Genomic DNA, 25,323 nt, shown 5'->3' with positions numbered 1-25,323 from the left:
CCCCCCGCCCCCCCCCCCCCCCCCCCCCCCCCCCCCCCCCCCCCCCCCCCCCCCCCCCCCCCCCCCCCCCCCCCCCCCCCCCCCCCCCCCCCCCCCCCCTGGGCTGTGGTCCCGGGATCAGTCCCAGACCAGAGGGACCTGCTGTAGCCGCAGCTGGCTACCGCGTTCGCGTAGGTCCACGCCCTCGGCGAGCCGGTAGTGCGGGATCCGGCGATGCCATTCGGTGAGCGCGACCACCAGTTCCGCGCGCGCCAGATGCATGCCGAGGCAGCGGTGGTGGCCGGCGCCGAACCCGAGATGGTGTGCGAGGTTGGGGCGCTCCGGGTCGAAGACGTCCGGGTCCTCGAAGATGCGGGGGTCGTGGTTGGCCGCGGCCAGGCCGAGCCACACCAGATCGCCCTTGCGGATCGGCAGACCGTGGAAGTCGAGGTCGCGGGCGGCCTCGCGGCCGTCCTGGATGATCAGGCTGTAGAGGCGCAGGATCTCCTCGATCGCCTTCGGCCACAGTTCGGGTTCGTCGAGCAGCCGCTGCCGGTCTTCGGGGTGGGTGGCCATGTGCAGGAATGTGTAGCCGAGCGCGCTGCGGGTGGTGTCGAGCCCGGCCGCCATGATGCTCATGCACAGGGCCAGGATCGTCTCGTCCGGGATCGGGGCGCCCTGGTATTCCGCGGTGACCAGCCGGGTCACCAGGTCGGTGGCCGGATCACCGGGTGCCGCGCGACGTTCGGCGATCGCGGCGGCGAAGTAGGCGTCGAGTTCCTGTCGCGTCTGTGCGGCGATCCGTTTGGATTCCGGATCGCTGTTGAAGAAGCCGAGGAACTGGCCCTCCACCCAGGGCAGCAGCTTCGCGCTGTCCTCGACCGGCAGCCCGAGCAGTGTCAGGAACAAATCGGTCGGATAGATCATGCCGAAACCGGTAGCGATGTCTTCGGCGCCCCGCGGTGCGATCTCGTCGACGAGCGCTACGGCACGCTCCTGTGCCTGATCGGAGATGCGCCGGACGAGTTTGGGAGCGAAGAACGGGTTCAGGATCCGCCGCAGCTCCGCATGGTCGGGCTGGTTGAGGTTCTGCGGCAGCAACTGCCGCGGCGGGGAGCGGTGGAAGGCGCTCACCTGGTCGTTGGTGAAGTCGGTATCGCGCTGGAGGGCTTCGCGCACATCGTCGAAGCGGTTGAGTACCCAGAACCCCTCCTCGGTGGAGTCGTTCCAGGCGAACCGGGCGGCTTCCCGGTCGGCGTCGAGCAGCCGCTGGGTTTCCAGCGCGGGCCGTTCGATGCGGTAGTCGGTATGGAAGACCGGACAGCCGCCGAGGTCGCGGGTCGTACCGGAATCGTCGCTCACCTGGGTCATCGGCATCTCCTGTCGAATAGCGCAACTACCAATGCGAAATAGGGGTGGCTATGGCGTGCGTCACGGATTGACATTTGCTCGTAATGATAGGCATGATTCGGTTAATTACAAGGGTGATCGACCGCAGGAGGCCGCAGGTGCACAGGCTCGAAGACCACACGGCAGTGGTGACCGGCGGAGGTTCCGGGATCGGCGCGGCCTCCGCCCGGAGGCTGGCGGCCGAGGGAGCGGCGGTCGCCGTTGTCGATCTGCACCAGGCGGCCGCGGAGGAGACCGCCGCGGCGATCCGGGAGGCCGGGGGACGGGCCGCCGCGTTCGGCGCCGATGTGCGGGACCGGGAGCGGATGTATGCGGTGACGGCCGAAATCGTCGCGCAGTTCGGGGAAATCGGTGTCGTGTTCACCGGCGCCGGGGTGTCCGGCGCGCGGATCGACAGTCACGAACTCTCCGAAGAAGACTGGCGCGGAGTGCTCGATATCAACCTGAGCGGCACCTTCTTCACGATCCAGGCGGCGCTGCCGTCGATGCTGCGGCGCGGCGGCGGATCGATCGTGACATGCGGTTCGACTTCGTCGTTCATCGCCACACAGGGCGGTCTCGCGCCGTACCGTGCGTCGAAAGGCGGGGTCAAAATGCTCACCCAGACCCTCGCGATCGAGTACGCGCCGCACGGTATCCGGGTCAACAGCGTATGCCCGGGCGCGGTGAAAACGAACCTGGGCGCCAACACCGCGGCGATCGTGCCGACCACCGCCACGGTGCGCAACCCGTCGAAACCGCTGAACGTACCGCTCGGCCGCTACGGCGAACCCGACGAGATCGCCGCGGTGGTCGCATTCCTCGCCTCGCCGGACGCCTCGTATGTGACCGGGCAGGCGATCCTCGCCGACGGAGGTGTCACCGCCGAATGACGCGCAACTCCGGTACCGCGCCGATCCTGCTGGACGGGGCGATCGATATGCACTGCCATTTCGGCCCGGAGCCGCTGGTCGAAAAGCTCGCGAAACACCCGCACGCGGTCGACCCGATCGAGGCCGCCGGGGAAGCCAGGGCCGGTGGGATGCGGGCGATCGTGCTGAAGGCGCACGAATTTCCGTCCACCGCCGTCGCCGATCTGGCCAACAAGGCGGTGCCGGATGTCTTGTCGATCGCCGGAATGTGCTGCGATCACCCGGTCGGCGGGCTCAACCCCCAGGCCGTCGAAACCGCGCTGCGGGCCGGTGCGCAGGTGGTGTGGTTGCCGACGTTGTCGTCGGTATCGAATACTCCACAGGCTGTCGAGGCGGCGTTCGGTGTGCGGGAAGGGATTGCGGTCCTCGGCCCGGACGGTGAGCTGGTGCCGGAGGTTCGCCAGATCATGGACCTCGTCGCGGCGAGCGGCGCGGTGCTGGCGACCGGGCATATCACCGTCGACGAGCACTATGCGGTGGCCCGCGCGTTCGCCGGTCGCGGGAACCTGGTCGTCACGCACGCCATGCATGCCAGTGCCGGGCCGGGACTTTCGGTGGACCAGGTCGTGGAGCTGGCCGACCTGGGGGCCGTGATCGAATTCGCCGCTCACACCTGTATGGGGAAACCCTCGACGTTCGAGCAGGTGATCACCGCCATCGACCGGATCGGGCCGCAGCGCGCGATCGTATCCACCGATTACGGCTGGACCGACACCCTGCCGCATCCGGCGGCGGGCCTGCGCGGCTACGTCAACGCGCTGTGGGACGAAGGTGTCGGCGAAAACGAACTCCGGCTGATGGCCGGCGCGGTCCCGGCGAGACTACTGGGTTTGGACTGAAAACCATGGAGGTTCTTGGAATGGGACGAGTATCCGGCAAGGTCGCGTTCATCACGGGCGCGGCGCGCGGACAGGGAAGGTCGCATGCGGTGCGGCTCGCGCAGGAAGGCGCCGATATCGTGGCGGTGGACTCCTGCGCGGATGTGGCGTCGCTCGAATACCCCATGGCCACCATCGAGGATCTGCGCGAAACCGAGAAACTGGTGCGCGATCTCGGCCGCCGGGTGCTGGCCCGTCAGGTCGATGTGCGGGATCAGGCCGGTCTCGATCAGGTGGCCGCCGAGGCGGTCGACAGCCTCGGCGGTATCGATATCGTGAGCGCCAACGCCGGTGTGGTCGGTTGCCGGCCGACCTTCGACCTCACCGACACCGAGTGGCAGGATATGGTCGACATCAATATGACCGGTGTCTGGCGCACCGTGAAAGCCGCTGTACCGCATATGATCACGGCGGGTCGCGGCGGTTCGGTGATTCTGACCAGTTCGGTGGTCACCCTCGTCGGCGCCGCAAATGTGGCGCACTACAACGCTTCCAAGAGCGGCGTCGTGGGATTGATGCAGACGCTGTCCGCGGAACTGGGCCGCCACGGTATCCGGGTCAACGCGGTCCACCCGGGCAATGTGGCGACGGACATGCTGTTCAGCAAGTCCACCCTGCGCGTGTTCTGCCCGGACCTGGAAAACCCGACCCCCGAGGACCTGCGTGAACGCGCCCGCGGTTCGGATGTGCTGGGGCAGGGCTGGGTCGAAGCCGAGGACATCAGCAACGCCGTGCTGTACCTGGCGTCCGACGAAGCGCGGTTCGTGACCGGTGTATCCCTCCCGGTCGATGCCGGCCGGCGGATCGGCTGAACGGAGATGACCATGGACTACGGACAACGATTGACCGGCCGGCGGATCCTCATCACCGGGGGCGCAGGCGGGATCGGGGCCGCGGCCGCGCGGCGACTGACCGCCGAAGGCGCCGCGGTGGCAATCCTCGACCTGGACACCGGCGCGGCCGAACGCCTGGCCGCCGAACTGGGCAACGCCGCGGCAGTCGAATGCGATGTCACGCGCGAAGAGTCGGTCGGCGCCGCGGTGACCGCGGCGGCCCGGGACCTGGGCGGGCTGGACGGCGTGCTCACCTGCGCGGGTATCGCCCGCTCCGGCCTACCGCACGAAATGTCCTTCGAGGACTGGAATTCGGTGATCACGGTCAACCTCACCGGCACATTCCTCACGATCCGCGCCGCGGTACCGCATCTGCTCGAGGCGGGGGCCGCGAGTGTGGTCACCATCGGTTCGGTGGCCTCGCTGGTCTCCGCGAACACCAACACCTGTAGCTACGACGCATCCAAGAGCGGTGTGCTCGGCCTGACCCGGTCGATCGCCGTCGGGTACGCCGACCGCGGTATCCGGGCGAACTGCTTGTGCCCGGGTGTGGTGGACACGCCACTCGCTCGCCGTGCCCGCGAGGTGGAGGGCGTGACGAGCAATGCGGTCGCGGCCACCCCGCTCGGCCGCCGGGCCGAACCGGACGAGATGGCGGCCGTGATCGCCTTCCTGCTTTCCGCGGAGTCGTCCTATCTCACCGGTTCGGTCGTCACCGCCGACGGTGGGCTCACCGCACGATGACCCGGAACCGAACTACTCGATCGAAGAGGGCGGATATGGACGTCCGAGGAGACACCGTGGTCGGCAGTCTGTCGACCACCAACCGATCCGGCAAGGAGCCGCAATGAGCGAGGAAGTACTGGTCGACGCGCAGGACGGCGTTCTCGTCATCACGCTCAACCGTCCCGCGGCGCGTAATGCGGTGAACCTCGCGGTATCCGAGGCGGTCGCCGCGGCGATGACCGAACTCGACAGCAGCCCGGACCTCACGGTCGGCGTGCTCACCGGAGCCGGCGGCACATTCTGCGCCGGGATGGACCTGAAGGCGTTCCTGCGCGGCGAATCCCCGGTGATCCCCGGGCGTGGGTTCCTCGGCCTGGTGGAGGCACCGCCGGAGAAACCGCTGATCGCCGCGGTCGAGGGATACGCGCTGGCAGGCGGCTGCGAAGCCGTACTGGCCGCGGATATGGTGGTGGCCTCGCGGACCGCGAAATTCGGTATCCCCGAGGTCAAACGCGGGCTGGCGGCCGCGGCGGGCGGGCTGATGCGGCTGCCGCGCCGGATCCCGCCCGCCGTGGCGCTCGAACTGGCACTCACCGGCGATCTGTTCGACGCCGAACGCGCCTATGCCCTGGGGCTGGTCAACCGTCTTGCCGGCGAGGGGCAGGCGCTGGAAGTTGCGCTGGAGCTGGCCCGGTCGATCGCAGCGAACGGGCCGCTCGCCGTGCGGGCTTCCAAGAAGGTGATCCGCGAGAGCGTGGACTGGTCGCAGGACGAGATGTTCGAACGGCAACGCGCGATCACCGGCCCGGTATTCGCCTCCGCCGATGCGCAGGAAGGCGCCCGGGCCTTCGCGGAGAAGCGACCGCCGCGCTGGCGCGGGGAGTAGGTCCCGGGAAACCGGGTCGCCTCGGTTCGGTGGACTATCAGGGATCACGACGCAATGGGCTCGCCGACACCGGTGTTCGCGATGGCCGGACGCACGGGTACCGATGGGACCGAGCGTAGGGGTTGTAGATCACCTTGCGGCCCTCGCGGCCGATTCCGATCGCCGTCATGGCTGTCCTCCTGTTCGGGCGGAGCAGCCACACCTCCGGCAGCGACAACTGTTCACCACCGGTCGGAGCCGCCGGTCGCCGCAGATCGGTAGTGACCAGGTGACGGATGGCCGGCCGGCCGACGCTAACGGGTTCCGGTCAGCCAGCGGCCGAGGCGGCCGAACCGGGACCTGGGGCGCCCGTATGTGAGGTTCGCCGGGTCCAGCCAGCGGGGCAGGGGTTCGCGCGCGGCGAGCCAGGTCGCGGGCACACCGGCAGGGGAGCCCTTGCCGGTGTAGGCGGCGACGATTCCGCCGACTATCGCGCTGGTGGTGTCGATATCGCCGTCGGCCTCGATACAGGCCGTGATCGCGGCGGGATAGTTGTCGAGATAGGTTGCCGCGGCCCACATCGTGAACGGCACCGTGTTCTGCGCGGTGACGCGGGAACCGTTGCCCAACTCCGCCGCGGCCTGCTCCACGGACGCGCCGAGCAGCGTGCGCGCCCGGCCGATCGACCGGGTCGTTTCCCCGTCGGCGAGGTGGCCGAGGACCGCGGTGAGGAACTCGCCCGGCGCGGGACGAACCCCGGTCGACCGGGCCCGGGCGGCCTCACCTGCCGCCAGCGCCACCGCGACCGCGCCGGCCACCCCCTCCGGATGCATATGTGTCACCCGTGCCGACCGGGTTGCTGCGTCCACGATCCGGTCCGGATCCCCGGCGTAGAACGCGCCCAGAGGCGCCACGCGCATGGCGGCGCCGTTACCGCACGACCCCTGCCCCTCGTACACGGATCCGGACGCCTCCGCCCACGGCACGCCCTCGCGGATCCGGCGCAGGATGCCCACCGAGTAGAAGCCGTAGTCGCGGGCCGGATCGCAGCGCCGGGCGAAGGCGGCGGCGAGCCGATCCGGGTCGACGGCGCCGTGGGTACCCAGTTCGGCGACCACGCTGCAGGCCATTTCGGTATCGTCGGTCCACCCCCACGGCCCCGCGGTGAGGTTTCCGGCCCGGAGATCGGAGACCGAACGGCGCATCACCGGGAATTGTTGTCCCAGTGCATCCCCCACGGACAGGCCGTCCAGTGAATCGAGCATCAAGTCGACAGACATCGGCCCTGATCGTAGCCACGGCGATTGTACGACGGCAATATTCGGCCCACCGGTCCGGTCGCCACTCTCCGAGCCTGCTGTGCGGTCGGAGCGCGGAGGCGGGCAACAGGGGGGTGTGCGCTGTTCGGCAGGAAGGTAGCGCATTCCGAAGTCGTTTCGGTTCGGAGGGTGTCTCAGGGCAGTGGTGCCGCGGTATATCGAACGGCCGGCTTACCGGGGCTGACGACCAGTTCGGTGCCCGGTTCCCCGTCGCGGAGGAGCTTTTCGACGGCGGCCGCCACCTCGTCCGCGTCCAGCATCGGGATCCCGGCCGCGCGGAAGCTCTCCCGTCCACCTGCCGTGAGCGGAGTGTCCACCAGTCCGGGGCATACCGCGCTCAGCCGGATCCCTTCGCGTGCAAGGGATCCGTGCAGGGCGCGCACCAGACCGATGACCGCATGCTTGGTCATGGTGTAGATCGGGTCCTGGGGGACGCCTTTGATCGCCGCGTACGAGGCCGTGACGACGATGGACCCGCCGCCTTGCCGGCGCATCACCGGCAGCGCCGCGCGCAGACCCCATACGACGGCATGCTGGTTGACGCCAACGACCGCGTGATAGCGGTCCAGATCGAGGTCCGCCGGATCCTTGTCCACCGAATTCGTTCCGGCGTTGAGGACGAGCAGATCGAGCCGTTCGCCGGCGGCGGCCACGGCGGCGCGGGAGATGGCGGGATCGGTGAGATCGCCGACGATCGCCTCGCCACCGAGTTCCGTGGCGATCTGCCGGACGAGCGGGTCACGATCCACCAGCACGCAGCGGACGCCCTCTGCGGCCAGCCGGCGGGCGGTGTGCTCGCCGATTCCGCCGGCCGCCCCGGTGATCATTGCGGTCTCGGTCATCGCTGCTCCTTATGGGTCTCCTGTCCACGAGAATATCTTTCTCGTGAATCAGAATGCAATTCTTGGAGACGCCGGAGTCAGGATGGCCGGGATACCGAGTGGGCGAACCGGACCGGTTCAGACGTTGATCGCGCGGCGGGCGAGTTTGCCGGTGGCGTTGCGCGGCAAAGGCTCCGTCGTGATCCGCCAGCGGGTCGGCACCTTGAAATACGACAGCCGCTCACGGGCGAATTCGGTGAGCTGCTCCTCGGTGACAGTGGAGTCGGCGGTAACCACGACCACCGCCGCCACTTCCTGCCCGAGGTCGGAATGCGGTACGCCCACGACAGCGCATTCGGTGATATCGGGGTGCTCGTCGAGGCATTGCTCGATCTCGGTGGGGTAGACGTTCTCCCCGCCGCGCAGGATGAGATCGGAGCGGCGGCCGGTCAACCGGAGCTCGCCGCCCTCGACGATGCCGTAGTCGCCGGTGCGCAGCCAGCGGTCCGGGGTGATGGCCGCGGCGGTGGCGGCCTCGTCGTCCCAGTATCCGAGCATGACGAACGGGCTGCGGACACACACCTCGCCCTCGGTGCCGTCCGGAACCTGCGCGCCGTCGGGATCGCGGATCTCGAGGTTCACCGTGAGGATCGGCCGGCCGAGCGTGCCGGGGGAGCGGTTCAGGTCGGCGGGGGTGGCGACCGCGATGGCGGTACTGCATTCGGTCAGCCCGTAGCTGTCGACCAGCGCATCGCGGGCGAAGGGGAACCGTTCCCGGAGCCGGTCCTTGAAAGCGATCGACGACGGTGCCGAGGCCAGGGCGAATGCGGTGAGGGAGGACAGGTCGAAGTTCTCGGCGCCGTCGTAGTCGAGGAGCCGCGCGGCCATGGTGGGTACGGCTCCCCAGTTGGTGATTCGTTCCCGTTCGATGAGCCGGAGCACGGTTTCGATATCGAAGCTGCCCTGGTTCAGGATGATTGCGCTGCCCGTGGCCAGGCGGGGTACCACCAGGTTGTGCAGGCTCGCGATATGGAAGAGCGGTGAGGTCAGCAGGCAGCGAAGTGGGACCGGCTGCGAGTCGTCGTAGTCGCGACCGGACATTTCGGCGGCGAATGCGTCGCCGAACCGGAAGTAGTCCACGACGGCCAGCAGATTGCGCTGCGAATGCAGGGCCCCCTTGGGGCGTCCGCTGGTGCCGCTGGTGTAGAGGATGACCGACGGGTCGTCCTCGTCGACCTCGGGCTGCGGGAGTTCGGCACCGGCGTGTTCGGTGATCAGGCGCGGCAGATCCGTTTCCGTGGTGAGCACGGTGATTCCGGAGGTGTCGAGCCCCTCCAGCAGCCGGGCGCGTTTCTCGTCCACGATCAGCACCGAGGGGCGGGAGTGCTGTAACCCGTAGTCGATCTCGCGCGACACCCACCAGCTGTTCATGCCGACGGTGACGGCGCCCAGGCTCTGGGTGGCCCAGAACGTCATCACCCATTCGGGGTTGTTGGCGGACAGGATGGCCACCCGGTCACCCTTGCGCACCCCGTACCGGTCGCGCAGCGCGGCCGCCAGCGCCGCCACCGCGTCGAGGTGCTCGGTGAACGAGATCCGGCGGTCCATGGTGACCAGGTAGTCGCGGTCGCCCCACGCCCGCGACGCGGTCAGCAGATCACCCACCCTGCGGCCGCGCCGGCGAATCACCGGGATCTCGGCCCCGAGCACATCCTCGGAAACGATCTCGAACCGGCCACCGGGGCCGGTCAACCGCCGGATGATGTCCTCGATCCGGGACTGCATATCGGTTGCCGGTGTCGCCATAGTGGCCGCCCTTCTCTCCGCCGTGCCTGTCGGACAGCAACATGCCACGGCCCGACCGGCCGGTCGGTGACCTGTACCACTCAGCGAGACTACGCAGGTGTGTCCGGCGGGGGCAGTCCGGGCCGGTCGTCGAATGTGCAGCCGAGCTCGGCGGCAAGGGTGCGCAGGGCGGCCAGCTGGTCGCAGTAGCCGGCGGCGCCGGTGGCCGTGAGCCCGACGCTCGCGATGGTGGTGCCGGCGGCGCGGAGCCGGTCCAGGGCCTGCGCGGTGCGGTCCGGGGCGCCGATCGGGTCCAGTCGCTCTCCGGCACTGAGTATCAGTTCGAATCCGGCGGGGAGTTCGACGGTGCCGAGCATGGATCGCAGCTCGGTAAGTGTCAGTCCGAACGGAACCCAGCCGTCGCCGAATTCGATGGCGCGCCGCAGGGAGCGACGGGTCCGGCCGCCGATCCACAGCGGGACTCTGGGCTGCACCGCGTTCGGCCGGACGAGCATATTGCCGAAATCGTAGTAGCGGCCGTGGTATTCGGGCCGGTCACCGGACAGGGCGGCGCGCAGCGCGGCGAGCGCATCGTCGGCGCGGGCCCCGCGCTCCGCGAACTCGGCGCCGAGCAGTTCGAACTCCTCGCGCAGGCTGCCGACACCGAGTCCCAGGATCAACCGCCCGCCGCTGACCAGGTCGAGCGTGCCGTATCGCTTGGCGATCTCGAGCGGATGGTGATACCCGAGCACCAGGACCTGGGTGGTCAGCCGGATAGCGCTGGTGCGGGCCGCGAGGAAGCCGAAGGTGGCCAGCGGATCCCAGTAGGTGCCGCCCCGTTCGGCCGCGATATCGACCGGGACGGCGACGTGTTCGCTGCAGGTCAGATGGTGGAAGCCCAGCCGGTCCGCGGTTTCGGCGATCCGCGCGAGTTCGGCGATTCCGGCGTCTCGTTCCCAGTCCGCGCACATCGATGGATGGGCGATGACGATGGGCGACGAGATCCCGATATGCATCCTGGCGAATTCTCCGCTACTGGTGGTGCCGGCTCGGTGGGGTCGGTGTCCGTTCTACCGCCCCGTGGAGAGGGGCGTACCGGCCGTCCCGGTGGGTGGTATCCGGGCGACTCGCTCGTTCTGGCGGACAGACGGCTTACGGGTGCTACTCTGAAACAAGAATGAATTTCAGTTTTTGCCTGTGAAAGGCCTCTGAACAGTGCTGTTGGAGGAAGTGATGACCGTCACGGACTTGGTATCCACCCCCCGGGCCGAGGTGCGGGAGCTGCCGCAATCGATGGTCGAGCGGATGACCGCGATACTCGATGCGTTCGAAGGCCGCGCCGCACGCCTGTCTCTGGAGGACGTTGCCGATCACGCGGGGCTGCCCCGTTCCACCGTGCACCGCATCCTGCACCAGCTGGTGGGCCTGGACTGGATCGAGCACACCGCGTCCGGCTACCGCCTGGGCCGCCGTGCGCTCGGGCTGGCCGGTGGCGACGGCGGGCGCAGCGAGCTCCGCGCGGCCGCGGCGCCGCTGCTGCACCAGTTGCATCTGCAGACCGGTCTGGTCGTGCACCTGACGGTGCTCGAGGGCGGCGACAGTGTGTACCTGGACAAGGTCGGTGGCCGATTCGCCACCTGCGTTCCTTCGCGTGTCGGCGGCCGGGTACCGGCTTACGCCACCGCCGGCGGGAAAGCCATCCTGGCCGGGCTGTCCCCGGAATCCGTCGACGCCCTGTACGGCCCCCGCCTGCGCGGCTGTACCGATCGCACGGTTACCGATCTCCCCGCGCTGCACCAGGAACTCAACCGGATCCGGCGGCGCAACGGTCTCGCCCTCGAACACGGCGAATCCGCGCCCGGTGTCTCCTGTGTCGGAGCGGCGGTCCGCGGGTACGACGGCCCGGTCGCCGGTATCTCGCTGTGCGGTGACACCCGCTCGGCCCGCCTCGACCGCGTTGCGCCCCTCGTCGCCGACGCCGCCCGCACGATATCCCGGACGCTGTACCCCCAGCACTCGGATCGGCGCCGCACCCGCGGCAGCGCAGGGATTCCGGCGGGCGCGCCGGAAACAACGGCCCCGCTGGTGTCCGCACGCGCCGGCTGACAGTCGCGCGCCGCGGCATTCGGCGGCGATCCCAGTTCGTGAACTCGCCGCAACAGTTGCCACGCACCCCTGGCCCATCACCGCACGTGTGCCCCCTCCGCTGATGAATTACCTGATCAGCGTGAAGATTTCGGCCGCCGCCGCCGTGCACTCGGGTATTGCTACCCTGTCCGGGATCGGTCACCGGTGTCGCCGGGTTTCCGGACAACCTGCCCGGGCACGGCCTCGACCAGGTGATCGGTCTACCCGGCAGCAGGTATCGTCTGCATCGCTGGGTACCTGTGAGCAGGACCTGCGCGGAGTGCGGAGAGATATCTCCGGGCGGGAGAGTGTGTTCGACCCGATCCGAGAGCGTCGAGTGCCGTATCCGGTCATACCCGGCCGCGAGCCGTCGCCGGTCTCGGGTCGTTTCCGAGGACGAGCCGAGAGGATCTGCATGGGACGCGATATCACGCAGCACGAATTGCTGGTCGAGCTGGAACCGGTGGTGGCCGAGAATCTGGATCGGCACCTGGCCACGGCCAAGGACTGGAACCCGCACGATTACGTGCCGTGGGACGAGGGCCGCAATTTCGCCGCGATGGGTGGTGTCGACTGGGATCCGGAACAGTCGCGGCTGTCGGAGGTCGCCAAGGTCGCCATGATCACCAATCTGCTCACCGAGGACAATCTGCCCTCCTATCACCGCACGATCAGTGAGCATTTCTCCCGTGACGGCGCCTGGGGTACCTGGGTGGGCCGCTGGACGGCCGAGGAGAACCGGCACGGTATCGCCATGCGCGACTATCTGGTCGTCACCCGGGGCGTCGATCCGGTCGCGCTGGAGAACGACCGCATGGTGCATATGACCCGCGGTGTGCATGCGCCGGAGTACTTCATGGGCATGCTCGACCAGGTCGCCTATGTGACCTTCCAGGAACTGGCGACCCGCATCAGCCACCGCTGCACCGGCAAAGTATGCGGGGACCCCATCGCCGACCGCATGCTCAAGCGGATCGCCACCGACGAGAACCTGCATATGATCTTCTACCGCAATCTGGCCGGCGCGGCGTTCGATCTCGCGCCCGACCAGGCGATGGAATCGGTCACCAAGATCATCAAGGATTTCGCCATGCCCGGCCGCGGGATGCCCAACTGGCGGCGTAACGGCGTCCTGATGGTCAAACACGGCATCTACGATCTGCGCCAGCATCTCGACGAGGTGCTGCTGCCGGTGCTGCGGATCTGGAACGTTTTCGATCGCACCGATTTCACCGCGCGTGGCGAACGCAGCCGTGAGGAGCTGTGCGAATACCTCGAGAAGCTGGGCAAGGATGTGCAGCGGTTCGAGGAACAGCGGGCACGGATGCTCGCCCGCGAAGCCGCGAAGGCGGAGAAAGCCGCCGCCACGGTGAGCTGAACCGGCGCCGCGCCGTTCCCCCGGCACGCGGGAACGGTGTGCGAGGCTGGTGCCGGGCGCCGGTCGCGCGGTGTGGGCCGGTGAGTTGCGGGTATACGCGACGGGAAAAGGAGGCCCGATGAGCCAGCGAGATGTTGTGCACGCATTACTCGACCGAGCCGGCAGCACCTACGCCGCCGAAGCGGGAATCAAGCTCGACGACAAACCCGCGCCGCTGTTCCAGCTGTTGATGATGTCCGAACTGCTCAGCGCCCGGATCTCCGCCGATATCGCGACCGCCGCGACGGCCGAACTCGTCCACAGCGGCTACCGGACCGCCCGCGAAGTCGCGGACGCGCAATGGCAGGAACTGGTCGACGCACTGGGTCGCGGGCACTACCGCCGTTACGACGAGCGCACCGCCTCCCAGCTCGGCGAAATCGCCGCGACGGTCCTCGAGAAATACGACGGCGATCTGCGCAAACTCGCCGACGAAGCCGACCACGACCCCGACCGCGCCGCCGAACTGATCCAGCAGTTCAAAGGAATCGGCCCGACCGGCGGCGATATCTTCCTGCGTGAAGTGCAGGACGTATGGCCGTGGGTCCGCCCCCATTTCGACCGCCGCGCGGTGCACGGTGCGCAGCGGATCGACCTACCCACCGACCCCGGCAAACTGGCCCGCCTCGCCCCGGACCACGAGGCCGCCGAATTCGCGGCTGCGCTGGTCCGGGTGGCCGTCGACGACGATCTCGCCGCGGAGGTGCGGTCGGCCGCCCACTGACCGTCCCCACCGGATTTGCCCCTCGGCAGAGGTCGGTACGCAGCCTGATCGACAACAGGCCGGGCGGATCACGGCGTGGAATCGGCGGCGTAGTGACGTAGCGGCAGCCGGGTGGCCGGCGCGGGTCTCACTACGGGATCCGCTCCTGATAGACCGTGGCGAGATCGCGCAGCGCCTGCTCGCAATCGCCGGTGTAACCGGACCCGTGCATCACGGCCAGTGTGGTGGGCTGTAGCTCCGCCAGCCGGTTCAGGGCCGCGGGGACGGCGGGGCCGATCGAGGTGGCGTGGAAGACGTCTTCGGCGACCGTCGCGGGTTCGACGAGGTCGGTATCGGTGAGCGCCGGACCGTCGCCGAGCTGGGTCATCAGGTCGCCACAGAACAGGACCCCGGTGGTTTCCTCGTACAGCACCCGCGCCTCCCAGTTGTGCGGTGCGTGCGGGGTGTCCAGATGCCGGATCTGCCGGTCGCCCAGATCGATCACCTCGCCATCGGCCAGCCGCCGCGGTGGGCGGTCGGCCAGGTCGTCGATCGATACCAGACAGCCCACCTCACCGTGTGCGACCTCGGCGTTCGGGGCGGCCTCGAGGAAGAGGTTCATGGCGCCGCATTCGTCGGCCTCCACATGACCGAAGGTGATCCAGCGCAACTGCTCGACCGGCCTGATCCGCGCGACGGCGGCGGATACCGCAGGAAACAGGGCCCGCATGCCGGTGTGGAAGAGCAACGGTTCGTCGGCGTCGACGAAGAACTGATTGAAGGTGAATCCGGTGGGGCCCACCTCGGGAATGTAGGTGGAGAACCGGTAGATACCATCGGCGATTTCGTCGGTTCGGGTTTCCATGGGGACGTCCTGGATCGTGTGGATCCCCCCGGTTGCAGCACCCTGAGCAGTCGAACAGTGAATGGTCAGTTTACTCCTGGAGCCACGTGGGCAGAAGGTTCGACCGGCTTCCGGTCTGCGGGGGCGAAGCCCGGCAACCATCCGTTCACCAGCGGGATCATCGCCTGGATCAGCGGCCCGATCGCGACCGCGTAGACCACGGTGCCGAGACCGACCCCGCCGCCGAGCAGCCAGCCGGTGGCCAGCACCGAGACCTCGATCGTCGTCCGGACCAGGCGCACCGACAAACCGGTCCGGCGCACCAGACCGGTCATCAGCCCGTCACGTGGTCCGGGCCCGAGCCCCGCACCGATGTACAACACACTGGCCAGCGCATTGAGAACCACCGCGAGCACCATCGCGCCCAACCGCACCGGAAGTGATTCCCACTCCGGCAGCAACCACAGCCCTACATCGACCGACACCCCGACCAGCACGACGTTGCTCAGCGTGCCGAACCCGGGCCGCTGCCGCAGCGGTATCCAGGCCAGCAGTACGACGGCACCGGTCACGATGGTGACCGTCCCGAAGCTCATCGGGACATGCTGTGTCACGCCCTGGTGGAACACATCCCACGGGTCCAAACCCACTGCGGCCCGGATCATCACCGCCATCGAGAACCCGTACAACCAGAGACCGGCGAAAAGCGCCACGAGACGTCGGATCATGTGATGAGCATGCCGGTGAACCGGACTGCTCGTACAGGTCCACATCCCTACTACTGGCCCCTTCTGGAGAGGGGGTGCGGGATCCACCGGCCGCCGACCGGTCGGCGGTGGTGCTTCTGCCTCGACTGGCAGGCCGGCGTTCCGGTCCGGTTGTTCCGGCGGCCCGCGGCGCACAACGGCGCCCCCGCCCCAACGTTCGAGTCCGAACCGTCCGCTCCGGCTGTAGCGGTGCCGCCGAACGGCAGCGCGTCACGGCGACAGTGGCGAGCCGTCCGGTCCCTGCGTCGTCACCACGTGATGGGTACGGCAACCGGGCCGGCATCGGCGTGGCTGTGAATCCATTGGACGTCGTGAATGTCGCCGTGCAGCCTGAGGTGTGGAAGGCGCTGGGCCAGTGTCCGTAGAGCGATGCCGAGTTCGAGCCGGGCCAGGGCGGCGCCGAGGCAATGGTGGGGGCCGCGACCGAACGCCATGTGGCGAGCGGTCTGCGGTTGTGCCGTCATCCGGTGCGGATCGAATCTGTCGGGTTCGGGGAAGTGGGACGGGTCGCGATTGGCGGCCTCGAGCCGCACGAGGACCATGTCACCGGCCCGAACCCGGGTTCCGGCCAGTTCGATATCCTCGTGTGCCCAGCGCGGGAACGCCTCACCGATCCGGCCGATCTGCAATCGGACGATTTCCTCGACGGCGGCGTCCAATTCACTCGCCCCGCAGCTTCCGAGCGTGGCCAGGCGGTCTTCGGTGATCAACTGGGTCACGCCGACCGAGAGTGCGTTGGTGGCGGTCAGGTAGCCGGAAGCGAGGATTGTCAGGGTGAGTGTGGTGAGTTCGTAGTCGTCGAGCCGCTCGTCGCCGGTGTCGCCGGCCTCGATGAGCGCGCTGAGCAGGTCGTCGCCCAGTTGTTCACGTTTGGTGGCGATGAGCTCACCGACGTAACCCGCGAAACTCGCCCAGGCATGCTCTGCGGTCTGGGCCGTACCTTCGGCGAGGAAGTCGGCTCTGCTTGCGGCGTCGGCGAGTTCGCGAAACCGGCCCCGTTCCGTGATCTCGACGCCGAGCAGATCGGCGATCACCGCGATGGAAAGCGGTGCGGCGAAATCCGATACGAGGTCGGCGGGTGTGCCCGAGGCGGTCAGCGCGTCGATCTGCTCGTCGACCAGCCGTTGCACGCATGACCGCAGTGCCTCGATCCGGCGTGGGGTGAACGCTTTGCCGACCAGGCGACGAAGGCGCTGGTGTGGTTCACCGTCCTGCAGCAGTGTGGCACCGTCGGTAGTTCTCTCACCCGGCGCCACGACCCGGAAGCGTGGGTCGCTCAACACTGTGGCGACTCCGTCGTAGGAGGTCACCAGCCAGGCCGGTGTCCCGGCCGAGGTGGTCACCGCCGCCACCGGCTCGCGGGCGCGCAGCTCGGCGTAGGCCGGCGGTGGCTGCAGCGGCTCGGGACGATCGAACGGGAGAGATCGCGTCGAGTCCATATGGCACCTTTCGTGGTTCCGCCGGTCGACGGAAGCATTTTCACATTGCAGTCGTATTGTAAAGATGCTCGGACGCTGCTGTCCAATACGACTGCAATGTGAAAACATCGTGTAATGCCGAAGCAGGTCGACCACCATGAACGCCGCACCCGTATCGCCGACGCTCTGTTACGGGTGGCCGCCGATCGTGGTGTGGAAGCGGTGAGCCTGCGCCACGTGGCCGCCGAGGCCGGGGTGTCGACCGGGATGGTGCAGCACTATTTCCGCACGAAGGACGAAATGGTGGTCTTCGCGCTGGAGGCGGTCAGCGAACACACCCGGTCCCGGCTCGCCGGTGAAATCGCTGCCCTCGGTCCGGCGCCGGATGCCTTTCTCCGCGCCCTGCTGGTTCAGCAGCTCCCCTTCGATGAAACGCGGCGCATCGAGGGTCGCGTCGCGCTCGCCTTCTACGCCTATACCGCGCGCAACCCTTCCATTGCAGCGAAACTCGATGCGGACAACGCCCAACTCGCCGACTATGTCGAAAACCTCATCCGCGATGCGCAAACCGCAGCCGAGGTGCCCGCCCACCTCGACCCCCGTCACACGGCGGCCGCGTTGCTCGCGCTGGTAGAAGGACTCGGTGTCCGGGCTGCTATCGGGCACCAGCCGCCGGAAGAGGCGCTCGCCGTCCTCGATGCCCACCTGAAGGCCGTATTCGCGCCGACTGCCCGGTCATAGCCGGCGCACCACCCGTGGCGTACGCCGCACCGCATGGGCGGTGGTTCAGGTGCCTGCGGCCATGCCTCCGGTCACGCGCAGTGTCTCGCCGGTGATGAATCGGGCGCTGGCGGAGGTCAGGTACAGCATTGCCTCGACTACATCGGTTTCGGCGCCGTCGGTGTCGATGAGTTGCATTGCCTTGACGCGTTCCTTCACTGCGTCGGGTAGCTCGGCGCGGATGGTGTCGGTGAAGATCATGCCGGGGGAGATCGCGTTGACGCGGATACCGGCGGGGCCGAGTTCCCGCGCGAAGGTGAGCGTGAGCCCGGTTACCGCGAGTTTCGACGTGCCGTAGGCGGTGCCGCCCAGATGTGCTGCCGCGGAGGCGATATTGACGATATTGGCGCCAGGCCTGTGGGTCATATGCGGTTGCGCCCCGAGAGTGCAGGCGACCACGCCGATGACGTTGACTTCGAAGAGCCGGCGAGTTTTCGCCAGCCCCATTTCGCCGATGGGTTTGCTGTATTCGTCGCTGTGCAGCCCGGCGTTGTTGATCAGTACGTCGATACCGCCGTGGATGGCGGCTGCCTCGGCCATGATCTCCGCCATTGCTGTTTCGTCGGTGACATCCCCGGTGCGGCCGGTGGCGGGCCCTCCGTTGTCCCGGATCTCGGAAGCCGCTGCTTCGACGGCTGCCTGGTCGAGATCTATGAGGACGACAGTGGCGCCTTCGGCGGCGAGCGCGGCACCGAAAGCCTTCCCGAAACCTCGGGCGCCACCGGTGACCACCGCGGTGGTGCCGATACGGGATGCCGTGCCTGGCCGGCGATCTTCCATTGTCACTGTTGACTCCTCGGGCCTTGTCGGCGTGCCTTCGCAGCGGCGATATGTTGTGTCGCTCGTTCGAGTCTGGTCGGGCCGGAGCGGTCTGTGGGGGCCTTTCGGCCGAGACGCATCGGCGTCATCTCCGAGTTCTCGCTCCGATAGCGGACCGGAACAGTCCGGTTTCGGATCTAGCGTCGCGTACGGCGGCGAAACCACCGCCGCACCGACAAAGCAGGAGTACATGATGAAACTCGTCTCGACCCGTCTGATCACCGAGGACATCCAGCGGATGGTCGAGTTCTACCAGCACGTGACCGGTATCGACGCCACCTGGTCGACACCGGAATTCGCCGAAATAGTCACCCCGGCCGGTACTCTCGCCCTCGGCAGCACCCGCACCGTGGCGCTGTTCGCGGCGGGTAGCGCGCGCCCGGCCGGCAACCACACCGCGATCATCGAATTCCTCGTCCCCGACGTCGACGCCGACTATCGGCGGTTGCGGGAAACGGTCGAGAATTTCGTCAACGAGCCCACGACGATGCCGTGGGGGAACCGGTCCTTGCTGTTTCGCGACCCCGACGGCAACCTGATCAACCTCTTCACCCCGGTCACCGAGCAGGCGGTGGCAAAATTTGCCGGTTGACATCCGCTCATCGCATCGACAGCACTTCGAAGAGAACAATTCAGTGTAGATCGCACTACAAAGGGACGGGGGGCCCTGTGTTGGGCGCCTCGTCTGATTAGTCTGTCGCTACCGTCGGATTCGGTGACGAAGGAATCGTGGTCTGTTCCTTCGCCCGGCACAACTATATGGGTGGTCAGCGCTGTATCTGCGTCGGCTACAGGGCGCGCGAGTCGCGTTTCGTATCGGATCTCCACGGCGGAGGTCGGTTACCTGCCGCAGGTAACAGGCGGGCGCACCTCGATCGCTCCGCATCCGAGTACTCGTATCGCAGGTCGGCCCTTTCGGCACCGCATGTGAACAACACGTCGATATGGGAAGGGAATCGGATGCGTATTGTGGCGTTGGGTGGCGACGGATTCTGCGGATGGCCGAGTGCCCTGCATTTATCCGCGAGCGGGCATGAGGTGACAATCGTCGACAACTTTGTGCGGCGGCGCGCCGACGACGAACTCGGTGTGCAATCGCTGACCCCGATTTGTTCACTCTCGGAGCGGGTTCAGGCCTGGTACGAGGTCACCGGTTCCCGGATCGATACCGCCGAGTTCGACGTCGCCCACGACTACGATGCGCTGGTCGAACTACTGCGGACCGTGCGACCGGACGCTGTGGTGCACTTCGCGGAGCAGCGTTCGGCCCCGTATTCGATGAAGTCGCCGGCCCATAAGCGGTACACGATCGACAACAATGCCAACGCCACCCACAACCTACTGGCCGCGGTGGTCGAATCCGGCCTCGATATCCATATCGTGCACCTGGGCAGTATGGGCGTCTACGGCTACGAAACCGTCCCCGTGGATCTGCCCGAGGGCTATCTCACGGTGAGTTATCCCGACCGGCACGGTGAGATGCACAGCCACGAAATCCTGTATCCGACGCAGCCGGGCAGCGTGTACCATCTGTCGAAATCGCTGGATCAATTGATGTTTCAATTCTATGCGCGCAATGATGCGGTGCGCGTTACCGATCTTCACCAGGGGATCGTGTGGGGCACGCAAACAGCGGAGACGGACCGTGATCCGCGTCTGGTCAATCGTTTCGATTACGACGGCGACTACGGGACGGTATTGAATCGTTTTCTCGTCGAGGCCGCGATCGGTTACCCGTTGACCGTGCACGGCACCGGGGGACAGACCCGGGCATTCATCAATATCGGCGATACCGTGCGATGTATTCGCCTGGCGGTGGAATCGGGCGACCGGGTGCGCGGCCGGGTGCGGGTGATGAATCAGATGACCGAGACCCACCGGATCGCCGAACTCGCCGATCTGGTCGCCGCCACAGTGGGCGGTGAAGTGAGCCGGGTGACCAACCCCCGTCAGGAGGCGGACGAGAACGAGCTCGCGGCGCGTAACGACAGCCTGATCGATCTCGGGCTGGAACCGATCATGCTCGATTCCGGTCTGCTGTCGGCGGAGGCGAAGATCGCGCAGGTCCACTGCGGGCGGGTCGATCGCGACCGGATCCTGGCTCGCTCCTACTGGAACCGTAGCCGCCGGTCCGCGGTCGAAGGGCGCAGCGGTTGAGTGAGGACGACGATACGGGCGGTCCGGGATCCGGATCCCCGGCGAAGGGCAGGACCGGCGCGCGCGAGTACTTCTCCGGTGAACGTGGGCGTATCGTCCCGCGCTCCGCGTGGTGGGTTCTGGGCATCGCGCTGGTGGTCTTGGGGTCTTTCGTATTTCTGCGGCCGGAATGGTTCACCCGCGACGCGGACGACAACAGTCTCCATGTTCCGGCCGATCGGCATTTCGCGAAGACGCTCGCCGGGGCCGGGCATGCCGATGGTGCCTGGTTGACCGATGACGCGCCGTCGACGAGTTTCCTGGTCAGGTTGCCCGCCGATTCCGCGCGGGAGGAAACCCGGTTGCATCTGACCGGTTCGTCACAGGTGGCGGCCGGCAGTACGGTCTCTCTCAGTGTGTCGATGGATGGTCAGCAGGTGTTCAAGGAGGAGCTGGCCACCGGCGATCACGGGATCGAAGCGTATATCCGCGTTCCCGATCAGATCGCCGGCGACGGCCAGGTGCGGATCCGGATCCGGGCGGAGGGAACCCGGCACGACGAGACCTGTGCACCGGATCATTCGGCCGGGATGCAGATCCATCTGGACCCGGATTCCGTGGTGGAGGCCGCGCTCACGGAACCGGTGCACACGGTGCGTGATGCCGTGGCGTCCTGGGACCGTCATGTGACGATCGTGCCGGCCGATCCGGGAATCCCCTGGCGGACAGCCGCGGCGCAGCTGGGTATGGCTTTGATCCGGTCGGGGCACGAGGTGTCGTACGCCGAAGCGCCGCCCGAAACCGACGTGGGTGACGCGATTCTCGTCGGGCCCGCGGCCACGCTGACGGACCGTTACCGATGGACACCCCTGGAGACCTCCGAGCCGGGTATCGCGGCCGGAACGGTCGGTGATACCACCGTGCTCGGGATCACCGTCCCGGACGGCACCCTCGTTTCCCGCTACCTGACCGAGCCGGTGGTGGGTACCGCCGATTCGGCGGCCGGCGATCCGGCGGCCGTCACCACGGCCCCGTGGGCGGCCGGTGAGGAGGTCTCACTGGAATCCCTCGGCGCGGATATGTCGGCGGCGCAGATCACCGAGGTCCGGCGGTGGCACCTGCGATACTCACTCGCCGATCTGCCCGGCGGCCGGCTTCCTCGGGCGGTCCGGGTCGAGATACAGCTGCCCGCCTCGCCGCCGGATCTCACCTGGATCCTGAACGTCGAACTCAACGGCCGGTTCGTCGGCAGCCGGCCGTTGAACCCGACCGCGGGCACGGTGCGCGTCGAGCTGCCGCCGCAGGACGCGTTGCTGGGCAACACCTTGACCCTCTCGGTCGAACGCGACCGCGACCTCGGCGGGTGCGATGTCCGCGTGACGAGCTATCCCATACAGCTGAAACCGACCGCGGCCCTCGAACTCGGCGACGACCCCGGTGCCGGATTCACCGCGTTACCCCGCGCGTTCGCGTCCGGGTTCGCGATCTACCTGCCGGACGACGGCGGCAACCCGGTCGAGCAACTCGACGCGGTGGTACCGGCGCTCACCGAATTCGTTCCGGCGCAGTACTACCCCGAGTTCCACTGGGGTCGACAGCCGCCCGGAGACGCCCCGTTCATTCTGGTCGGCCGGAGTTCGGACGTTGCGGCGCCGGTATCCCTCCAAGACGGCCGCATAACAGGTGGCCCCGAGGGGGCGATATTGAATATTCCGGCGTTCGACAACGGGCTGCTCGTCGAGGCGGTGGCGTCCCGAAGCCGAGTACCGGGGCTTATGATTCAGCACACCGGCCACCTCGATGACACCCAGCTCCCCGAGTTCGGCCGGGAGACTGCGGTGGTGGCGACGGAGCAGGGCAGCTTCGCGGTCGGTGCGGACGGGGCTGTACTACCGGCGACACCGGTACGCGAAATGCCGCCCCGATGACCGACGTCGCCGAACCCCCTGCCACCGGCGCGATCGCCGACCACTTCCGGTCGGTGGACAGCGCACCGGCCGGATACGCGGTGGACCGCCCCGCCGGCGGAGTCAACGGATTCCTGGTCACCTTTACCGGAATCACGATTCTGGCGATGTGCGTGCGGACATTCCTGGCCCACGCCGATGTGCTCGACGCACCGAAAGATATCGTCTTTCTGGCCGGTACCCGTGGTGACGTCCAGTTCCCGTTGCGCATGTTCCTGGTCGTGTTCTTCCTGACCTACGCGCTGCGCGCCTACACGAATATCTGGCGCCGGCTATTTCTCGCATTGTCCATGCTCGGAAAGTTCTTACTCTTCTGCGTCGTGGTCGACACCCTTGCCTGGCTGTTGCACGATGCGGGCATTCTGTCGATCTCGGTATTCGGCGTGCAGATGGTCTCCGGTCTGGTCGCCCTGGCCATATTCCCCCATACGGTTCTCCGCCAAGCCACGCTGCCCGCCCAGGGCCCGCGACCGCTCGACCCGGCCATACCGTTGACCGCGTTTCTGATACTGGCCGGCTGCCTGCTCTTCTCGGCCGCGGGCGCGGTGATCGCACTGCTTGCCTTCGACACCGTCGTGGATTTCCTCAAGAACTGGGCGATCCTCGGCGGTCTCGGTGCGGGCGTCTTTCTCATGCAACAGCTACTCGCGGCGAGTACCGCGTTCTTCGGTGTCCGGGCATTGGCCAGGTCGCGCAGGCAGGCGTTCGCCCCTCCGGTCGCGGTCCTCGTTCCCGCGCACAACGAGGCACACAGTATCGGCGCCACCATCGCCTCGGTGGAAGAGGCCGCGACAACCTACCCTGGCCGGATCCACCTCTGTGTCGTCAACAATGCGTCGACCGACACCACACACGCTGTCGCCGAGACGGCTATCGCCGAATGCACTCATATCACCGGCGAGGTTCTCGAATGCCCGACTCCCGGCAAGGCGATCGCCCTCAATATGGGGATCGAGCACCTCACCGAGGAATTCGTCGTCCGCATCGACGCCGACACCGTGATAGGCCCCGGATGCCTGCGGACGGCGATGCGGCATTTCGCGAATCCGAGGGTGGGCTGCGTCGGCGGAATACCGCTGCCGGCCGAAGAGAAAACCTGGATCGACAAATGCCGGCTGGTGGAGGTCTATATGCGCCACGGTTTCTTCCAGGTATCGCTGGACGGATACCAGGGTGTTATGGGCATTCCCGGAATGTTCGCCATCTACCGGCGCAGCCAGGTGCTGCGTGTCGGCGGCATGGTCCAGGGAATGAACGGTGAAGACACCGATATCTGTATGCGTCTCGCGGCAGCCGGATACCACAATGTGGCGGACCCGAAGGCCGTGTACTTCAGCGAGACACCGGCTTCCTTCGCCCATCTTCGTGAGCAACGCACCCGCTGGTTCCGCAGTATCTACCATCTCAGTGCCCGCAACCGCGCCATGCTGCTGGACCGGCGCACCATGATCGGGACCTTCGTCCTGCCGTTCAATCTGGTCAACGCGGCCCGCCGCGCCATGCTGGCCCCGCTGCTCATCTATGCCGCGATCGCGGGTTTCGCGTTCCACTCGACATTCACCTCGATGCGCTGGCAGCCGATCGTCGCCACGCTCCTGGGTATGTCGATGATCATGACCGTCGCCGTCTGCCTGGCCTGGCGGCCGAGCTCGGTGAAATACATCCCCGCCTACTTGGGATTCCGTGTTATACGAAGCTATTTCACCCTCGCAGCGACACTTACCCTCGTCTACCCACCGATGTTTCCCACCTGGCCCGAACGGCTACGGCGGCAACGACGACGGTTGGAGAGGCTCGACCCCACGACTGCAGCCGCCCGCGCCGGGTGATCACGGCGACTTCGACGGCCTGCTGGGCAGTACGTTCTCCTTCGCTCGACTCGGATCCCGACGCTGCCTCCCTGCCCAATCGCGGAATGCGGCGACGAATTCCTCGGGCGCATCGGACTCGACGTAGGTTCCGGCGCCTTCGACGATCACGGTCTCGTGGCTGGGGAAGGTCGCTTCCAGGCGCTCCCGCTCCTGGGGGCGGAAGGCGATATCGGCGTCACCCCACACGATCAATGTCGGCAGCGGGGCGAGGTCGGAAAGGCCTGCCTCGAGTTCGGCGAAGAAGTCACGGCTGGCGAGGACTCGGCCGGGGAGCACGGCGGATGCTCGGCGTCGTTCGGGAGTGTTCAGGGCTCGGCGGTAATGGGTCATCTCGCGGGCGGTCGGCTTCCGCCTCCGATGGCCTGTGGGGATGAACGTGTTGACGAGCAGGTTGAGCCGCCGGACCAGGAAGCGGGCCGGAGGGCTGCCCAGGATGCGGGAGAAGGCCTCGAAGTGGAGGACGCCGTCGACCGGCCAGGCCCAGGTGTTGGCGAGCACGAGCCGATCGAAGATCTCCGGCCGCCGCTGCACGACCGCCAGGCCGATCACGCCGCCCCAGTCCTGTCCGACGAGGGTGACGCCTTCGAGTCCGAGTGCGTCGACGAACCCGGTGACCACGTCTGCGTGTTCCTCGGGCAGGTACCGGTATCCGGGCTTCGGCGTGGACAGTCCGAAACCCGGATAGTCGAGGGCGATACACCGGAAGTCGTCACGCAACGCGCGGATCACGTCGCGCCAGAGGAACGACCAGGTGGGGTTGCCGTGCAGGAGCAGCAGTGTGGGCCCTGCGCCTTCGTCGACGTAATGCACGGTATGCCCGGCGATATCGACGAAGTGACTTTCGAATGGGAACAGATCGTCGTCGACCCAGCCGGGCCGCACGCTCTTACTGGTATCGGCCATGGCAGCCCCCTATGGGTTCGGCATCAGTGTATGCTTGAGGATGT

23 protein-coding genes are annotated in these 25,323 nt (G+C 67.3%); 13 read left to right on the top strand and 10 right to left on the bottom strand.

Annotated features, from left to right (window positions below; translation table 11 throughout):
- Positions 1 to 117 precede the first annotated feature (117 nt).
- Positions 118 to 1,350 carry a cytochrome P450 gene (locus tag QH196_RS24795; protein ID WP_280418226.1) on the bottom strand — a complete coding sequence of 411 codons (1,233 nt, stop codon included), beginning with the start codon at positions 1,348 to 1,350 and terminating at the stop codon, positions 118 to 120.
- A 137-nt stretch (positions 1,351 to 1,487) separates the two neighbouring features.
- Between QH196_RS24795 and QH196_RS24790 the strand changes: the two genes are divergently transcribed.
- From QH196_RS24790 to QH196_RS24770, 5 genes are all read left to right on the top strand, one after another.
- Complete coding sequence (locus QH196_RS24790; protein WP_280418225.1) at positions 1,488 to 2,261, top strand: SDR family NAD(P)-dependent oxidoreductase; 774 nt, start codon at positions 1,488 to 1,490, stop codon at positions 2,259 to 2,261.
- A complete protein-coding gene (locus tag QH196_RS24785; protein WP_280418224.1) occupies positions 2,258 to 3,139 on the top strand; it encodes a DUF6282 family protein in 882 nt (293 codons plus the stop codon). Before QH196_RS24790 ends, QH196_RS24785 begins: the two co-directional genes overlap by 4 nt.
- 20 nt (positions 3,140 to 3,159) lie before the next feature.
- A complete protein-coding gene (locus QH196_RS24780; protein WP_280418223.1) occupies positions 3,160 to 3,990 on the top strand; it encodes a mycofactocin-coupled SDR family oxidoreductase in 831 nt (276 codons plus the stop codon).
- Between the two features lie 12 nt (positions 3,991 to 4,002).
- On the top strand, positions 4,003 to 4,755 hold the full coding sequence (locus QH196_RS24775; RefSeq protein WP_280418222.1) for an SDR family NAD(P)-dependent oxidoreductase: 753 nt from the start codon (positions 4,003 to 4,005) through the stop codon (positions 4,753 to 4,755).
- A gap of 103 nt (positions 4,756 to 4,858) precedes the next feature.
- Positions 4,859 to 5,623 carry a crotonase/enoyl-CoA hydratase family protein gene (locus tag QH196_RS24770; RefSeq protein ID WP_280418221.1) on the top strand — a complete coding sequence of 255 codons (765 nt, stop codon included), beginning with the start codon at positions 4,859 to 4,861 and terminating at the stop codon, positions 5,621 to 5,623.
- 293 nt (positions 5,624 to 5,916) lie between these two features.
- On the opposite strand, the gene QH196_RS24765 is transcribed toward QH196_RS24770, so the two are convergent.
- From QH196_RS24765 to QH196_RS24750, 4 genes are all read right to left on the bottom strand, one after another.
- Positions 5,917 to 6,882, bottom strand: a complete 966-nt coding sequence (locus QH196_RS24765) for an ADP-ribosylglycohydrolase family protein (RefSeq protein WP_280418220.1) — start codon at positions 6,880 to 6,882, stop codon at positions 5,917 to 5,919.
- Between the two features lie 173 nt (positions 6,883 to 7,055).
- Positions 7,056 to 7,763 (bottom strand): SDR family oxidoreductase, encoded by a 708-nt coding sequence (locus QH196_RS24760; RefSeq protein WP_280418219.1) that lies wholly within the window; start codon positions 7,761 to 7,763, stop codon positions 7,056 to 7,058.
- Between the two features lie 117 nt (positions 7,764 to 7,880).
- On the bottom strand, positions 7,881 to 9,548 hold the full coding sequence (locus tag QH196_RS24755) for a class I adenylate-forming enzyme family protein (RefSeq protein WP_280418218.1): 1,668 nt from the start codon (positions 9,546 to 9,548) through the stop codon (positions 7,881 to 7,883).
- Between the two features lie 89 nt (positions 9,549 to 9,637).
- On the bottom strand, positions 9,638 to 10,543 hold the full coding sequence (locus QH196_RS24750) for a TIGR03619 family F420-dependent LLM class oxidoreductase (protein ID WP_280418217.1): 906 nt from the start codon (positions 10,541 to 10,543) through the stop codon (positions 9,638 to 9,640).
- Between the two features lie 217 nt (positions 10,544 to 10,760).
- On the opposite strand from QH196_RS24750, the gene QH196_RS24745 reads away from it, so the two are divergent.
- The 3 genes from QH196_RS24745 to QH196_RS24735 all read left to right on the top strand — a co-directional run bounded on the left by QH196_RS24745 (position 10,761) and on the right by QH196_RS24735 (position 13,795).
- The gene (locus QH196_RS24745) at positions 10,761 to 11,633 is read left to right on the top strand and encodes an IclR family transcriptional regulator (RefSeq protein ID WP_280418216.1); all 873 of its coding nucleotides are present in this window, start codon (positions 10,761 to 10,763) and stop codon (positions 11,631 to 11,633) included.
- Between the two features lie 436 nt (positions 11,634 to 12,069).
- A complete protein-coding gene (locus QH196_RS24740; protein WP_280418215.1) occupies positions 12,070 to 13,032 on the top strand; it encodes an acyl-ACP desaturase in 963 nt (320 codons plus the stop codon).
- A 118-nt stretch (positions 13,033 to 13,150) separates the two neighbouring features.
- Complete coding sequence (locus QH196_RS24735; protein ID WP_280418214.1) at positions 13,151 to 13,795, top strand: endonuclease; 645 nt, start codon at positions 13,151 to 13,153, stop codon at positions 13,793 to 13,795.
- Between the two features lie 130 nt (positions 13,796 to 13,925).
- On the opposite strand, the gene QH196_RS24730 is transcribed toward QH196_RS24735, so the two are convergent.
- The 3 genes from QH196_RS24730 to QH196_RS24720 form a co-directional block, all read right to left on the bottom strand.
- Entirely contained in the window at positions 13,926 to 14,639 is a 714-nt protein-coding gene (locus tag QH196_RS24730) for an MBL fold metallo-hydrolase (protein WP_280418213.1), read from the bottom strand.
- 65 nt (positions 14,640 to 14,704) lie between these two features.
- Complete coding sequence (locus QH196_RS24725) at positions 14,705 to 15,346, bottom strand: YczE/YyaS/YitT family protein (RefSeq protein ID WP_280418212.1); 642 nt, start codon at positions 15,344 to 15,346, stop codon at positions 14,705 to 14,707.
- A 287-nt stretch (positions 15,347 to 15,633) separates the two neighbouring features.
- Positions 15,634 to 16,824 (bottom strand): cytochrome P450, encoded by a 1,191-nt coding sequence (locus QH196_RS24720; RefSeq protein ID WP_280418211.1) that lies wholly within the window; start codon positions 16,822 to 16,824, stop codon positions 15,634 to 15,636.
- 114 nt (positions 16,825 to 16,938) lie between these two features.
- On the opposite strand from QH196_RS24720, the gene QH196_RS24715 reads away from it, so the two are divergent.
- The gene (locus QH196_RS24715; RefSeq protein WP_280418210.1) at positions 16,939 to 17,544 is read left to right on the top strand and encodes a TetR/AcrR family transcriptional regulator; all 606 of its coding nucleotides are present in this window, start codon (positions 16,939 to 16,941) and stop codon (positions 17,542 to 17,544) included.
- A 45-nt stretch (positions 17,545 to 17,589) separates the two neighbouring features.
- Here QH196_RS24715 and QH196_RS24710 read toward each other — a convergent pair whose 3' ends face one another.
- On the bottom strand, positions 17,590 to 18,363 hold the full coding sequence (locus tag QH196_RS24710; RefSeq protein ID WP_280418234.1) for an SDR family NAD(P)-dependent oxidoreductase: 774 nt from the start codon (positions 18,361 to 18,363) through the stop codon (positions 17,590 to 17,592).
- A 232-nt stretch (positions 18,364 to 18,595) separates the two neighbouring features.
- Between QH196_RS24710 and QH196_RS24705 the strand changes: the two genes are divergently transcribed.
- From QH196_RS24705 to QH196_RS24690, 4 genes are all read left to right on the top strand, one after another.
- Positions 18,596 to 18,994, top strand: coding sequence for a VOC family protein (locus QH196_RS24705; protein WP_280418209.1), 399 nt, complete (start codon positions 18,596 to 18,598; stop codon positions 18,992 to 18,994).
- Between the two features lie 368 nt (positions 18,995 to 19,362).
- Complete coding sequence (locus QH196_RS24700; protein WP_280418208.1) at positions 19,363 to 20,559, top strand: NAD-dependent epimerase/dehydratase family protein; 1,197 nt, start codon at positions 19,363 to 19,365, stop codon at positions 20,557 to 20,559.
- On the top strand, positions 20,556 to 22,466 hold the full coding sequence (locus QH196_RS24695) for a hypothetical protein (RefSeq protein ID WP_280418207.1): 1,911 nt from the start codon (positions 20,556 to 20,558) through the stop codon (positions 22,464 to 22,466). Before QH196_RS24700 ends, QH196_RS24695 begins: the two co-directional genes overlap by 4 nt.
- Positions 22,463 to 24,334 (top strand): glycosyltransferase, encoded by a 1,872-nt coding sequence (locus QH196_RS24690; protein ID WP_280418206.1) that lies wholly within the window; start codon positions 22,463 to 22,465, stop codon positions 24,332 to 24,334. The genes QH196_RS24695 and QH196_RS24690 overlap by 4 nt, the downstream gene beginning before the upstream one ends.
- Here QH196_RS24690 and QH196_RS24685 read toward each other — a convergent pair whose 3' ends face one another.
- Positions 24,335 to 25,279: an alpha/beta fold hydrolase gene (locus QH196_RS24685; RefSeq protein WP_280418205.1), complete on the bottom strand. Its 945-nt coding sequence runs from the start codon at positions 25,277 to 25,279 to the stop codon at positions 24,335 to 24,337.
- Positions 25,280 to 25,323: the final 44 nt, after the last annotated feature.

Source organism: Nocardia carnea (assembly GCF_029868325.1).
GTDB classification, from domain to species: domain Bacteria; phylum Actinomycetota; class Actinomycetes; order Mycobacteriales; family Mycobacteriaceae; genus Nocardia; species Nocardia carnea_C.
The sequence above is the reverse complement of the archived record's forward strand: the minus strand, read 5'-3'. Positions and strand labels throughout refer to the sequence as shown.

Excerpts from the sequence above, each read along its gene's own strand:
- QH196_RS24710 (WP_280418234.1), bottom strand. The coding sequence starts at position 18,363 with ATGGAAGATCGCCGGCCAGGCACGGCATCCCGTATCGGCACCACCGCG.
- QH196_RS24690 (WP_280418206.1), top strand. The coding sequence starts at position 22,463 with ATGACCGACGTCGCCGAACCCCCTGCCACCGGCGCGATCGCCGACCAC.
- QH196_RS24700 (WP_280418208.1), top strand. The coding sequence starts at position 19,363 with ATGCGTATTGTGGCGTTGGGTGGCGACGGATTCTGCGGATGGCCGAGT.
- QH196_RS24780 (WP_280418223.1), top strand. The coding sequence starts at position 3,160 with ATGGGACGAGTATCCGGCAAGGTCGCGTTCATCACGGGCGCGGCGCGC.
- QH196_RS24740 (WP_280418215.1), top strand. The coding sequence starts at position 12,070 with ATGGGACGCGATATCACGCAGCACGAATTGCTGGTCGAGCTGGAACCG.
- QH196_RS24750 (WP_280418217.1), bottom strand. The coding sequence starts at position 10,543 with ATGCATATCGGGATCTCGTCGCCCATCGTCATCGCCCATCCATCGATG.
- QH196_RS24720 (WP_280418211.1), bottom strand. The coding sequence starts at position 16,824 with ATGGACTCGACGCGATCTCTCCCGTTCGATCGTCCCGAGCCGCTGCAG.
- QH196_RS24705 (WP_280418209.1), top strand. The coding sequence starts at position 18,596 with ATGAAACTCGTCTCGACCCGTCTGATCACCGAGGACATCCAGCGGATG.
- QH196_RS24795 (WP_280418226.1), bottom strand. The coding sequence starts at position 1,350 with ATGACCCAGGTGAGCGACGATTCCGGTACGACCCGCGACCTCGGCGGC.
- QH196_RS24685 (WP_280418205.1), bottom strand. The coding sequence starts at position 25,279 with ATGGCCGATACCAGTAAGAGCGTGCGGCCCGGCTGGGTCGACGACGAT.
- QH196_RS24785 (WP_280418224.1), top strand. The coding sequence starts at position 2,258 with ATGACGCGCAACTCCGGTACCGCGCCGATCCTGCTGGACGGGGCGATC.
- QH196_RS24725 (WP_280418212.1), bottom strand. The coding sequence starts at position 15,346 with ATGATCCGACGTCTCGTGGCGCTTTTCGCCGGTCTCTGGTTGTACGGG.
- QH196_RS24745 (WP_280418216.1), top strand. The coding sequence starts at position 10,761 with ATGACCGTCACGGACTTGGTATCCACCCCCCGGGCCGAGGTGCGGGAG.
- QH196_RS24730 (WP_280418213.1), bottom strand. The coding sequence starts at position 14,639 with ATGGAAACCCGAACCGACGAAATCGCCGATGGTATCTACCGGTTCTCC.
- QH196_RS24770 (WP_280418221.1), top strand. The coding sequence starts at position 4,859 with ATGAGCGAGGAAGTACTGGTCGACGCGCAGGACGGCGTTCTCGTCATC.
- QH196_RS24775 (WP_280418222.1), top strand. The coding sequence starts at position 4,003 with ATGGACTACGGACAACGATTGACCGGCCGGCGGATCCTCATCACCGGG.
- QH196_RS24755 (WP_280418218.1), bottom strand. The coding sequence starts at position 9,548 with ATGGCGACACCGGCAACCGATATGCAGTCCCGGATCGAGGACATCATC.
- QH196_RS24735 (WP_280418214.1), top strand. The coding sequence starts at position 13,151 with ATGAGCCAGCGAGATGTTGTGCACGCATTACTCGACCGAGCCGGCAGC.
- QH196_RS24765 (WP_280418220.1), bottom strand. The coding sequence starts at position 6,882 with ATGTCTGTCGACTTGATGCTCGATTCACTGGACGGCCTGTCCGTGGGG.
- QH196_RS24760 (WP_280418219.1), bottom strand. The coding sequence starts at position 7,763 with ATGACCGAGACCGCAATGATCACCGGGGCGGCCGGCGGAATCGGCGAG.
- QH196_RS24715 (WP_280418210.1), top strand. The coding sequence starts at position 16,939 with ATGCCGAAGCAGGTCGACCACCATGAACGCCGCACCCGTATCGCCGAC.